Source organism: Aliiruegeria lutimaris, from assembly GCF_900099935.1.
Lineage (GTDB): Bacteria > Pseudomonadota > Alphaproteobacteria > Rhodobacterales > Rhodobacteraceae > Tropicimonas > Tropicimonas lutimaris.
This window is the reverse complement of record NZ_FNEK01000031.1, coordinates 22628-34973: the sequence shown is the minus strand read 5'-3', so window position 1 is coordinate 34973 and position 12346 is coordinate 22628. Positions and strand designations below refer to the sequence as shown.

Sequence of the window (12346 nt, the reverse complement as noted above, 5' to 3'; positions counted from 1 at the left end):
AAAAAAACCAGAGTTTTCACTAAATGGTATTTGCCTCCCGCAGCCCCGCAGCCCCGCAGCAAGGCGGCCGTCTCAGGCCGCGGAACCCCCGACTGTCAGCCCGCCAATGCGCAGGGTCGGCTGTCCAACACCCACCGGCACCCACTGCCCGGCCTTGCCGCAATTGCCGATGCCCGGATCGAGCGCCATGTCATTGCCGATGGCGGTGATCTGGCGCAGGGCGGTGGGGCCATCGCCGATCAGCGTGGCACCCTTGATCGCGGCGCCGACCTGTCCATTCTTCACCCGGTAGGCCTCGGTGCAGGAGAAGACGAACTTGCCATTAGTGATGTCGACCTGGCCGCCGCCGAAGCCGACGGCGTAGATCCCGTCCTTGAGATCGGCGAGGATGTCCTCTGGCGCGGCATTGCCGGAGATCATGTAGGTATTGGTCATGCGCGGCATAGGTGGGTGGGCGTAGCTTTCGCGGCGGCCATTGCCGGTGGGGGCGGTGCCCATGAGGCGGGCATTCTGGCGGTCCTGCATGAAGCCCACGAGAATGCCGTCCTCGATCAACACGTTGCGGCCCGACGGCGTGCCCTCGTCATCGACGCTGATGGAGCCGCGGCGGTCGGGAATGGTGCCGTCATCGAGCACGGTGACGCCGGGCGCGGCAATCCGCTGGCCCATCAGCCCGGCAAAGGCCGAGGTACCCTTGCGGTTGGCGTCGCCCTCCAGCCCGTGGCCGATGGCCTCGTGTAGCAGGATGCCGGGCCAGCCCGGTCCGAGCACGACATCCATGATGCCCGCTGGCGCCGGCTCGGCGTCGAGATTGACCAGCGCGATGCGCAGGGCCTCCCGCGTAGTGGCCTCCCAGTGAGCGCGGTCGAGCAGGCCATCGAGGCCTGCACGCCCGCCGCCGCCGGTTCCGCCCTGTTCGCGCCGTCCGTCCTGCTCGACAATCACGCTCACGTTCAGCCGGCTCATCGGGCGGCTGTCCTGCACCAGCGTTCCGTCGGGCCGCAGGATCGTGACCTCCTGGATCGAGGCCGCGAGGGTGGCGGAGACCTGCACCACGCGCGGGTCCAACGCGCGGGCAAACGCGTCGATCTCGCGCAACGTCTCGATCTTCACCGGGAATGCGGCATCGGCGATGGGATTGCCGTCGCCATAGAGCTTGCGATTCGTCGCCTGGGGGGGCTCAGCCAGCGTTCCGCCGCCATCGCCCACGGCCAGCCGCGCGGTTTCGGACGCCCGCCGGAGCGCTGCCTCGCTGATTTCGGTGGAATGCGCATAGCCTGCGGTCTCGCCGCGCACCGCGCGCAGGCCAAAACCTTCAGCTGCGTCATAGCTGGCCGTCTTTACCCGGCCATCGTCGAAAACCAGCGCTTCGGAACGGCGTCTTTCGAGGAAAATCTCCCCGTCGTCAGCACCTTGGCTGGCGTCGCGCAGGATTCGCAGGGCTGCGTCCTGATCCAGATGGGTCTCGAAGGGTCGGAAAGCTGTATTTTCGGTTCCGGTCAAAGGGATGGCTCCTGATATCGACACATTCGCAGGTGAGTCGAAATTTCAAATCACCGGCTTGTGCGGTTATGCGTAATATGGTCTTCTGCCGCGAGGACACAACGGGCTTGATGCCCGGAGGGCTTGTGCCATCTGGGAGGAAGGCCCGTCGCGGCTTAGGCCGAATAGCGAACGGGACAAAAAATTGATGCGACTTTTGACGCTGAAGAGCGGCCTTGCGGCTGCCCTTGCTGGCATGTTTACGGCCGGCGCTGCCATCGCCCAGGATTTGGGTAATCTTGAAGTGATCGGTGCGCCGAAACATGGCGGAGTAGGCTTTCAGCCAGCGGTGACCGAGCTGGCGCGCGACATTCACTTCCTCGACGGGCTGCTCAACTACATCATCTTTGCGATCGTGCTCTTCGTGGCGGCGCTGATGGGCTATGTCTTCCTGCGCCATAACCGCAAGAGCAACGCCGAGCCCGCGCGCTTCACCCACAACTCGCCTCTGGAGGTCGTCTGGACTATCGTTCCGATAGTGATTCTGATCGTGATCGGCTCCTTCTCGCTGCCGGTTCTGTTCAAGCAGCAGATCATTCCGGAAGGCGACATCACCATCAAGGCGATCGGTAACCAGTGGTACTGGTCCTATGAATATCCAGACCACGAATTCACTTTCGACAGTTACATGATCGGCCAGGATGCCGAGAACAAGCTGACCGACGAAGTCGTGGCCCAGCTCGAGGAAGCCGGCTACGAGAAGGAGCATTTCCTGCTCGCCACCGACACCGCCGTCGTCGTGCCGGTGGGCAAGACCGTCGTCGTACAGGTCACCGCGACCGACGTTATCCACTCCTGGACCATTCCCGCCTTTGGCGTGAAGCAGGATGCCGTCCCGGGCCGCCTGGCCGAGCTTTGGTTCAATGCCGAGGAAGAGGGCGTCTATTTCGGCCAGTGTTCCGAGCTTTGCGGTATCGCCCACGCCTATATGCCGATCACCGTGAAAGTGGTGAGCCAAGAGGCATATGAGCAGTGGCTCGATGGCGCGATCGAGGAATATGCCGGCAAGCCGCGCACGTTGAACCTGGCTTCGGCCGAATAATCCCGCGGACGGTTCATGACGGATACCTCTCTTCATACGTCCGCACAGGAGCCGTCTCGGAGCACCGAGCCGGAACTGAAGGACTATTTCGCGCTGCTGAAGCCGCGGGTGATGTCGCTCGTCGTCTTCACCGCGCTGGTGGGCCTGCTGGTGGCACCGGTGCCGGTGCACCCGTTCATCGTCTTCACGTCGGTGCTCTTCATCGCTATTGGCGGTGGGGCGTCCGGTGCGCTGAACATGTGGTGGGATGCCGATATCGACCGCATCATGCGGCGCACGCAAAAGCGCCCGATTCCGGCGGGCAAGGTGAACGCGGGCGAGGCGCTCGGCCTCGGGCTCGCGCTCTCGGGACTGTCGGTGATGATGCTGGCGCTGGCCTCGAACATCTTCGCGGGCGCGCTGCTGGCCTTCACAATCTTCTTCTATGTCGTGATCTACACGATGTGGCTGAAGCGCTGGACGCCGCAGAACATCGTTATTGGCGGTGCCGCAGGGGCCTTCCCGCCGATGATCGGCTGGGCGGTGGCAACGGGCGGAGTGTCCATCGAATCCGTGCTGATGTTCTCGCTCATCTTCATCTGGACGCCGCCGCATTTCTGGTCGCTGGCGCTGTTCATGAAATCCGACTACGACGAGGCGAAGGTGCCGATGCTGACCGTGACCCACGGCCATGACGCGACGCGCCGCCATATCCTCGGCTACACTATCCTGCTTGCCGCCTGTTCGCTCGGGTTGGTCTTCACCTCCATCGGTGGTCCGGCCTACCTGGCCACGGCGCTGGTGATGAATTTCCGCTTCCTCGTGGGAGCTTGGAAAGTTTTCAAGCGGTCCACGGCGCAGGCCGAGGCGGATGCCGATGGCGAGGAGAAACGCTTCTTCAAGCTGTCGCTGTGGTACCTGTTCCTGCATTTCACCGCGCTGCTCGTCGATGCAGCGCTGCGGGGGCTTGGCCTCTGGGGAGGGTTCGCATGATCCGCGCAACGCATGAACTGCATGATCGGCGCCGGGGACGGAATTTCGGCCTCGGGCTGATCCTCATGGCTTTTGTCGGCATCGTCTTCGGCATGACCATCGTCAAGGTCGGCGGCGGACAGGACGTGCTCGGCACCGGCATGGTGAACACGGAGGCCGGGCAGTGATCTTTCCGAACCTTCAGGGCCCCAAGCGGACGCTCGCCCAGACGCTGGGTGTGGTTGTGCTGATGGGATCTCTGGCCTGGGCTTCGGTGCCGTTCTACGACTTTTTCTGTCGCGTCACCGGTTACGGCGGCACGACCAACATTGCCGATGCAGGCTCGGACCTGATCCTGGACAAGACGATCAAGATCCGTTTCGACGGCTCGCTGGAGCGGGGCATGCCCTGGAGCTTCAAGCCGATGGAGCGGGAAATGGAAATCCGCATCGGCGAGACGGGTCTGGCCTTCTACGAGGCGCATAACCCGACGGATCGGCCTGTTGCAGGTTCCGCCAGCTATAACGTGGCGCCCTTCGATGCCGGCAGTTATTTCGTCAAGATCGACTGCTTCTGCTTCGAGGAGCAGGTGCTGCAACCGGGCGAGACCGTCATCATGCCGGTCTCCTTCTATGTCGACCCCGAAATCGTGAACGACCGGGACGCGAAATACGCTCCGCGGATCACGCTTTCCTACACATTCCATGAAATCGACCTGCCGCAAGAGCAGGCGGCGTTGGTGCTCCCAGAGTAACCGACACCTGAAGAAACGCGTAAAGGGACCAAATATGGCACATGCCAAGAACCACGATTATCACATCCTGTCGCCATCGATCTGGCCGTTCATCGGTGCGGTTTCGGGCTTCATCATGCTCTTCGGCGCCGTGCTGTGGATGCATGATATCACGCCGTTCCTGTTCTTTGCCGGGCTGATCGGGGTTCTGTACACGATGTATGCTTGGTGGGCCGAGACCATCGCCGAAGAGCAGGCGGGCGATCACACGCCGGTGGTGCTGATCGGGCTGCGTTACGGGTTCATCCTGTTCATCATGTCCGAGGTGATGTTCTTCGCCGCCTGGTTCTGGTCGTTCTTCAAGCACGCGCTCTACCCGATGGGCCCGGAAAGCCCGGCCGTCGATGGCGTCTGGCCGCCCGCTGGCATTGAGACCTTCGATCCGTGGCACCTGCCGCTGATCAACACGCTGATCCTGCTGCTGTCCGGCTGCGCGGCCACCTGGGCCCACCATGCGCTCGTGCACGACAACAACAACCGCAAGGACATGAAGATGGGCCTGATCATCGCGGTCGTGCTCGGACTCTTGTTCACCTTCTTCCAGGCCTATGAATACAGCCACGCCGCCTTCGGTTTCGCCGGAAACATCTACGGCGCCAATTTCTTTATGGCTACCGGCTTCCACGGCGCGCATGTGATCATCGGAACGATCTTCCTGTTCATCTGCTACCTGCGCACCCGTGCGGGCCATTTCACCCCCGAGAGCCATATCGGATTCGAGGCGGCGGCCTGGTACTGGCACTTCGTGGACGTGGTCTGGCTCTTCCTCTTCTTCGCCGTCTACATCTGGGGCGGTTGAGCCAAAGTTTTCTTGCCTCCGGCGGGGATATTTTTAGAAAGATGAAGCAGGGGCGCGGCATAGGCTGCGCCCCGTGTCTTTGGGGAAGGAAACAGGTGAAACGCTATATCGCACCGCTGCTGATCGGACTGATCGGGGCCGGGATCCTGATCTCGCTCGGTGTCTGGCAGGTCCAGCGGCTCGCCTGGAAGGAAGCGATCCTCGCGGAGATCGACCAACGAATCCTCGCCGTCCCAGTGCCGGTGCCGGTCGAGCCAGATCCGGAGACGGATCAGTACCTGCCCGTCGAGGTTACTGGAACAATCGGTCCGCGCGAGTTGCACTTCCTCGTCTCCACCCGCAAGCTTGGTCCCGGTTTTCGAATTATCACCGCGCTGGAGACGGAACAGGGCCGCCGCTTGCTGCTCGATCACGGCTTTGTCCCGACCGATGCCAAGCAGGCCGAGCGTCGGTCTCGATACGTGACCGCCATCGGAAACCTGCACTGGCCGCAGGAACGGGACCGCTTTACGCCGGAAAACGACCCGGAGAAGAACTACTGGTATGCCCGCGAGGTCCCGCTGTTGGCCGAGGCGCTGGAGACAGAGCCGGTCTTGGTCGTGGCCCGCGATATGACGCCCGCCGATCCGACCGTGACGCCCCTGCCGGTCGACAGCTCCGGTATCCCCAATGACCATCTCGGCTATGCTGTCACCTGGTTCGGCCTCGCCCTGTGCTGGTTGGGGATGACAGCGCTGCAACTCTGGCGTATCTCACGTCGCAACCCTTGATCCATTGGATAGAACCGGCACGCCGATTTCTTCTGACCTGAAATATCCCCGCCGGAGGCTCCTGCAGGCGAAACCCGCGCCAAGGCAGGGTTGTGAGCGGTCCGACAGACACGAGATTAGACGATGAAATACATCTCCACCCGCGGCCAGGCGCCGATCCTCTCCTTCGAGGAAGCGATGCTGACCGGACTGGCTCGCGATGGCGGCCTCTATGTCCCGCAGGACATTCCGCAATTCTCCGCCGCCGATATCGCCGCGCTGGCCGGGCTGCCCTACGAGGAAGTCGCCTTTCGCGTCATGTGGCCCTTTGTCGGCGAGAGCTTCACGGAAGAAGAGTTCCGCGAGATCATTGCCAAGGCCTACGCCTCCTTCGGCCACGCCGCCCGTGCGCCGATGGTGCAGCTTGGGGCGAACCATTTCCTGCTGGAACTGTTCCACGGGCCGACGCTGGCGTTCAAGGACTTCGCCATGCAACTCATCGGCCAGCTCTTCCAGGTGGCCTTGCAGCGCCGCGGTGAGAAGGTCACCATTGTTGGCGCCACCTCCGGCGATACCGGATCGGCCGCCATCGAGGCCTTCCGCGGACTCGACGCGGTGGATGTCTTCATCCTCTTCCCGCATGGCCGCGTTTCCGAGGTGCAGCGCCGCCAGATGACCACGCCCTCGGAGGCCAATGTTCACGCCCTCGCGCTCGACGGCGATTTCGACGATTGCCAGGCGCGGCTCAAGGACATGTTCAACCATTTCGAGTTTCGCGACGAGGTCAGCCTCGCAGGCGTGAACTCGATCAACTGGGCGCGAGTTCTGGCGCAGATCGTCTATTATTTCTTCGCCGCCACGGCGCTCGGCGCGCCGCATCGCCCGGTCTCCTTCACCGTGCCCACCGGCAATTTCGGCGATATCTTTGCGGGATTTATTGCCCGCCGCATGGGGCTGCCAATCGAGCAGCTGGTGATCGCGACCAACCAGAACGACATCCTGCACCGCGCGATGACCTCGGGCGGCTATGTCACTTCCGGGGTCGCGCCGTCGATCAGCCCGTCGATGGATATCCAGGTGAGCTCCAATTTCGAACGGGCGCTTTTCTATGCCTATGGTCGCGATGGCAATGCGGTTGCCCAGCTCATGGATGAGCTGAAAGGGCAGGGCGGATTCACCATTTCGCAAGGCGCGCTTCAGAGCTTGCGTGAGACCTTCGCCTCGGGGCGGGCCTCGGAAGAGGAAACCTTGACCACCATTGCCCGCCTCTGTGCCGAAACCGGCGAGATCCTCTGCCCGCATAGCGCCGTTGGCGTGAAGGTGGCCGAGGAGCATCTGGACGCGACCCCGATGATAACGCTCGCCACGGCGCATCCGGCGAAATTCCCGGACGCCGTGGAAGCCGCAACCGGCCAGCGCCCACCTCTTCCCAATCGCATGGCGGATCTGTATGAGCGTTCGGAACGCGTGACCCGTGTCGCCAACGACCTCGCCGCGCTTGAAGCCCTCATCAAGGAAAGGCGCGCTTCTTGAGCGTACAACTCGACAGACTTCCCAACGGCCTGCGTATCGTCACCGAAACCATGCCGGGGCTGGAAAGCGCCGCCGTGGGCCTCTGGGTCAATGCTGGCGGCCGCCACGAGCGGCTCGAGCAGAATGGCATCGCCCATTTCCTCGAACATATGGCCTTCAAGGGCACCAAGCGGCGCACGGCGTTGCAGATCGCCGAGGAGATCGAGGATGTGGGCGGCTTCATCAACGCCTATACCTCGCGCGAGGCCACGGCCTATTACGCCCGCGTGCTGAAGGCCGATGTGGCACTGGCGCTGGACGTGATCTCCGATATCGTGCTCAACCCGGTCTTTTCCCCCGAAGAGATCGAGGTGGAGCGCGGCGTGATCCTGCAGGAGATCGGGCAGGCGCTCGACACGCCGGACGACATCGTCTTCGACTGGCTGCAGGAAGCGGCCTATCCCGACCAGGCGCTCGGTCGCACGATCCTGGGCCCGTCCGAACGGGTCTCGGGCTTTTCCCGCGAGGATCTGTCCGGGTTCATCTCCGAGCATTACGTGCCGGGCCAGATGGTTCTTTCGGCCGCCGGCGCAGTGGACCATGACCAGATCATGCGGCTCGCAGAGGCGGCTTTCGGCCACCTGCCGGCGCTCGAGATCAGCCAGCATGACCATGCCCGTTTCAAGGGCGGCGAGCGGCGCGAGATCAAAAAGCTGGAACAGGTCCATTTCGCGTTCGCCCTCGAAGGACCGGCCTATTCCGACGACGATGTGTACACCGCGCAGATTTATGCGACGCTGCTTGGCGGCGGCATGTCCTCGCGACTCTTCCAGGAGATCCGCGAGAAGCGCGGCCTGTGCTATTCGATCTTTGCCCAGGCCGGTTCCTATGCCGATACTGGCATGATGACGCTCTATGCCGGCACCTCTGCCGACGATATTGCCCGGCTTGCGGAACTGAGCGTGGACGAGTTGCGCCGCGTGGCCTCGGATGTGAGTGAAGTTGAAGTCAACCGCGCCCGCGCGCAGATGAAGGCGGGGTTGCTGATGGGGTTGGAGAGCCCCTCGTCGCGCGCCGAACGGCTCGCCCGCCTCGTGGGCATCTGGGACCGCGTGCCGCCACTTGAGGAAACGGTGGCCCGGATCGAAGCGGTCGATCGCCTGCGCGTCGCCGAGTTTGCCGGACGTCTGAACGGCTCGGGGCAGGTGGCGCTCGCCCTTTATGGGCCCGCGGGCCGCGCTCCCGAACTGGGAGCCCTGCAGGAGAGGCTTGCTGCCTGATGCGGCTTGGCCGGAAAAAGGTGCGGATCATTTCGGAGCGGATGCTGCTGCGTCCGCCGACCCATGGCGATTTTCGCGCCTGGTCCAGCTTGCGGCAGGATTCGCGCGATTTCCTTGAGAAATGGGAACCGCTTTGGTCCAGAGAGCACCTTTCGCGGCGCAATTATACCAACCGGGTCTATTGGTCGACACGGGCGCTCGGCTCCGGATCCGCGCTGCCGCTCTTCATGATTCGGCGCGAGGATGACGCACTGCTCGGCGCGATCACGCTCGACAATATCCGCCGCGGCCCGGCGCAGGCCGGCACGCTCGGCTACTGGGTCGGAGCGCCCTTCGCGCGGCAGGGCTACATGCGCGAGGCGATCCTCGCGGTGGTGCACCATTCCTTCGAAAAGCTCGACCTGAGCCGGATCGAGGCCGCCTGTCTGCCGGAAAACGCGCCCTCGCGTGGCTGCCTGGAGAAATGCGGCTTCAAATACGAGGGCGTGGCGCAAAGTTACCTGCAGATCAATGGCCGGTGGCGCAACCACGTGCTCTACGCCAACCTGCGTACGGACCGGCGCGGGCGCACGGAGATCGGCTGACGGGCCGACCCGCTCCAAACGCCAATGTATCGCGCATGGCGGGGCGAACTCTCGAAGAATTCATGTGGCGCATTGGGCGATCCATGGGATGATCGGGCAATAATGTCGTGCCGTATTTCCCGTGTAAGCCCGATGGAGGACCCAATGGCCCGAGTTGTGACTTGCCTGCTATCCGTTGTGATCGCTTTTGCCGGCTGGACCGCGACCGCACAGGAGCGCCGTCCGAGCCATTGCATCGCGCTGGTCGAGAACACGCCGGGGCTGGAGGTGATCTGGCGCGCGGGCTTCCGGGATCCGCTGCCCGAACACACGGTGCGGCTCAGCTTTATCGACCACTCGATGTACCTGTTGCAGACGCCCGCCGGCGTCAGCGCGGTCACCGATTATAACGGCTTCATCGGCCCCGAGCCGCTGGTGCCGGATATCGTGACCATGAACCAGTCGCACAGCTCGCATTGGACGGAACTGCCCGATCCTTCCATTCCGCATGTGCTCGAAGGCTGGGGGCCGCCGGGAATGCCGGCGGAACATCGGTTCGAGCTAGGCGATATGCTGGTGCGCAACGTCATCACGGATACGCGCTCCAGTTGGGGAGACGGCGTGCGCAAGGACGGCAATTCGATCTTCATCTTCGAAGTGGCCGGGCTCTGCATCGGCCATCTGGGGCACCTGCATCACGAGCCCAGCCCCGAGCAATATGCCGCCATCGGCCGGCTCGACGTGGTCATGGCGCCGGTGGATGGCGGGTTGACCCTGCCGGTGCCGGTGATGATCAGGGTGCTCCAGCAATTGCAGTCCTCCATCGTGCTGCCAATGCATTCCTTCTCTGGGGCTTCGCTCAATGCGTTCCTCGCGGGAATGGCAGAGGATTTCCGGATCGATATCCGTGATGAACGCGCGATCGAGGTATCGCTGCGCAGCCTGCCGTCGCAGCCGACCGTCATCGTTCTCAGGCCGCGTTTCCTCGGTTTCAACGACGAAGACCTCTGAAGGGCGCCGCTCGCTCTTGCACCCTGCGCCGCTGCGTGATTGATCGGGGGCCAACAGGAGGCCCGCCGATGCTGAACCCGGCCAGTGAACAGTTTGAAACCAGCTTGCGCGCGGCCCTGCCGGAGGCCTGTTTCCGTCCACTTGAACCGCGCTATCTCGAAGAGCCGCGCGGGCGTTTCCGTGCACGCGATGCGCTTCTGTTGACGCCAGGCAGTACGGCGGAAGTGTCCGAAATCCTGCGCCAGGCCAATGCGGCACGTGTCGCCGTCATCCCCTATGGCGGGGGGACCGGGCTTGTCGGCGGACAGGTGGGCGTGGGGCTGGAACGGCCGGTCCTGCTGTCGCTGGAACGGATGAACACCGTTCGTTCTGTGCACCCGGCGGAAAACCTGCTCATCGCCGAGGGCGGCGTGATCCTGAGCAATGTCCATGCTGCCGCCGATGCGGCCGGGCGCATTTTCCCGCTCTCGCTTGCCTCCGAGGGCTCGGCCCAGATCGGCGGGCTGCTCGGTACCAATGCCGGCGGCGTCAACATGCTGCGCTATGGCAATGCGCGGGAGCTGTGCCTCGGCATCGAGGCGGTTCTGGCCGATGGCTCGGTGATGCACGGGCTGAAGCGTCTGCGGAAGGACAATACCGGCTACGATCTGCGCAACCTGCTGATCGGCTCCGAGGGCACGCTGGGCGTGATCACGGCAGCCTGCCTGCGGCTCTTCTCGCAGCCTGCCTCGCGCGGGACGACGGCGATGGTCGTGCGCTCGCCGCGGGATGCACTGACCCTTCTGAGCCAGGTGCAGGGACGGCTGGGCGAGGGGATCTCTGCTTTCGAGCTGATCCACCGCACGGGGCTGGAATTTCTCGCCGAGGTGATGCCGCAGGTGCGCCTGCCTTTCGCGCAGGCGCCCGAGTGGATGGTCCTGCTGGAGATCGGGCTGTCGGGCGGTCTCGACGCCGACACAGCGCTGGAGCAGATCTTCGTTGAAGCTGCCGAGGCCGGGGTGGTGCTAGACGGGGTGATGACGTCCAGCGACGCGCAGCGGGACGCGCTCTGGCAGATGCGCGAATCCATCCCCGAGGCCAACCGCCTGATCGGGGCGATCACCTCGCATGACATTTCGGTGCCGATCGAAACCATCCCGGACTTCATCCCGCAGGCCTGGGAACGGGTGCAGGCCATCGGTCCCTTCCGGGTAAACTGCTTCGGCCATCTGGGCGACGGAAACCTGCATTTCAACACCTACCCGCCCAAGGGCGAGGACAGGGACCGCTACAGCGACTGGCGGGTGGATATCAGCCGCCAGGTGCATGACCTGGTGCAGGAATACGGCGGATCGGTTAGCGCCGAGCACGGAATCGGGCGGCTGAAGGTGGGCGATCTGGAACGCTATGGCGATCCGGGCAAGCTCGCCGCGATGCGCGCGATCAAAACCGCGCTCGACCCGGCGGGCATTCTCAACCCGGGTGTGGTTCTGCGCGCGGGCTGACGTACGGCTCAGGCGCCCTCGAATGAGCACAGGGCGTGGACATCCATGCCCATCGCCTCGAGCTTCTGGCGCCCGCCCAGATCGGGCAGGTCGATCACGAAGGCGCAGCCGACCACCTCGCCGCCGAGCCGTTCGACCAGCTTGATGCCGGCCTCGGCCGTGCCGCCGGTGGCCAGAAGATCGTCTACCACCAGCACCTTGGCGCCGGGTTCGATGGCATCGTCATGCACTTCGACCACGGCCTCGCCATATTCCAGCGTATAGGCTTCGGAAATTACCGGGCCGGGCAGCTTGCCCTTCTTGCGGATCGGCACGAAGCCGACGGAGAGCTGGTGCGCAACCGCGCCGCCAAGGATGAAGCCGCGTGCCTCAAGGCCCACGACGCAGTCGATGGGCGTGCCGGCATAGGGGTGCAGCAACTGGTCCACGGCGATGCGCAACCCGCGCGGATCGGCAAAGAGCGTGGTGACATCGCGGAACATGATCCCCTCATGGGGAAAATCGGCGATGGTGCGGATGTAATCCTTGACCGTCTTGTGGTTCGCCATGAGACGCATTCCTTTTGCCTTGCCGCGCAATGGCCAGCCACGTGCCGCATCTAGCCGACCCCAATGAACCCA

Annotated in this window: 13 protein-coding genes; 11 read left to right on the top strand and 2 right to left on the bottom strand. The window is 63.6% G+C overall.

Annotated elements, in window-relative coordinates; genetic code table 11:
• Positions 1-72 precede the first annotated feature (72 nt).
• Positions 73-1503, bottom strand: coding sequence for a metalloprotease TldD (gene tldD, locus BLR85_RS15230; protein ID WP_093157709.1), 1431 nt, complete (start codon positions 1501-1503; stop codon positions 73-75).
• A 187-nt stretch (positions 1504-1690) separates the two neighbouring features.
• Between tldD and coxB the strand changes: the two genes are divergently transcribed.
• From coxB to BLR85_RS15180, 11 genes are all read left to right on the top strand, one after another.
• On the top strand, positions 1691-2584 hold the full coding sequence (gene coxB / locus BLR85_RS15225; protein WP_093157707.1) for a cytochrome c oxidase subunit II: 894 nt from the start codon (positions 1691-1693) through the stop codon (positions 2582-2584).
• Between the two features lie 15 nt (positions 2585-2599).
• Positions 2600-3556, top strand: coding sequence for a heme o synthase (cyoE, locus tag BLR85_RS15220; protein WP_093157704.1), 957 nt, complete (start codon positions 2600-2602; stop codon positions 3554-3556).
• Entirely contained in the window at positions 3553-3723 is a 171-nt protein-coding gene (locus BLR85_RS29170; protein ID WP_170844590.1) for a hypothetical protein, read from the top strand. The genes cyoE and BLR85_RS29170 overlap by 4 nt, the downstream gene beginning before the upstream one ends.
• Positions 3720-4289 carry a cytochrome c oxidase assembly protein gene (locus BLR85_RS15215; protein WP_280138483.1) on the top strand — a complete coding sequence of 190 codons (570 nt, stop codon included), beginning with the start codon at positions 3720-3722 and terminating at the stop codon, positions 4287-4289. The genes BLR85_RS29170 and BLR85_RS15215 overlap by 4 nt, the downstream gene beginning before the upstream one ends.
• A 34-nt stretch (positions 4290-4323) precedes the next feature.
• Positions 4324-5127: a cytochrome c oxidase subunit 3 gene (locus tag BLR85_RS15210; RefSeq protein ID WP_093157702.1), complete on the top strand. Its 804-nt coding sequence runs from the start codon at positions 4324-4326 to the stop codon at positions 5125-5127.
• 95 nt (positions 5128-5222) lie between these two features.
• Positions 5223-5897, top strand: coding sequence for an SURF1 family protein (locus BLR85_RS15205; protein WP_093157700.1), 675 nt, complete (start codon positions 5223-5225; stop codon positions 5895-5897).
• A 123-nt stretch (positions 5898-6020) separates the two neighbouring features.
• The gene (thrC, locus tag BLR85_RS15200) at positions 6021-7409 is read left to right on the top strand and encodes a threonine synthase (RefSeq protein WP_093157698.1); all 1389 of its coding nucleotides are present in this window, start codon (positions 6021-6023) and stop codon (positions 7407-7409) included.
• Entirely contained in the window at positions 7406-8668 is a 1263-nt protein-coding gene (locus BLR85_RS15195; protein WP_093157696.1) for a M16 family metallopeptidase, read from the top strand. Before thrC ends, BLR85_RS15195 begins: the two co-directional genes overlap by 4 nt.
• Positions 8668-9252, top strand: a complete 585-nt coding sequence (locus BLR85_RS15190; protein ID WP_093157694.1) for a GNAT family N-acetyltransferase — start codon at positions 8668-8670, stop codon at positions 9250-9252. The genes BLR85_RS15195 and BLR85_RS15190 overlap by 1 nt, the downstream gene beginning before the upstream one ends.
• A 144-nt stretch (positions 9253-9396) precedes the next feature.
• A complete protein-coding gene (locus tag BLR85_RS15185; RefSeq protein ID WP_093157692.1) occupies positions 9397-10242 on the top strand; it encodes an MBL fold metallo-hydrolase in 846 nt (281 codons plus the stop codon).
• A gap of 68 nt (positions 10243-10310) precedes the next feature.
• On the top strand, positions 10311-11726 hold the full coding sequence (locus tag BLR85_RS15180; RefSeq protein WP_093157690.1) for an FAD-binding oxidoreductase: 1416 nt from the start codon (positions 10311-10313) through the stop codon (positions 11724-11726).
• A gap of 8 nt (positions 11727-11734) precedes the next feature.
• Here the strand turns inward: BLR85_RS15180 and BLR85_RS15175 are convergent, their stop codons facing one another.
• Entirely contained in the window at positions 11735-12274 is a 540-nt protein-coding gene (locus BLR85_RS15175; RefSeq protein WP_093157773.1) for an adenine phosphoribosyltransferase, read from the bottom strand.
• Between the last annotated feature and the right edge of the window lie 72 nt (positions 12275-12346).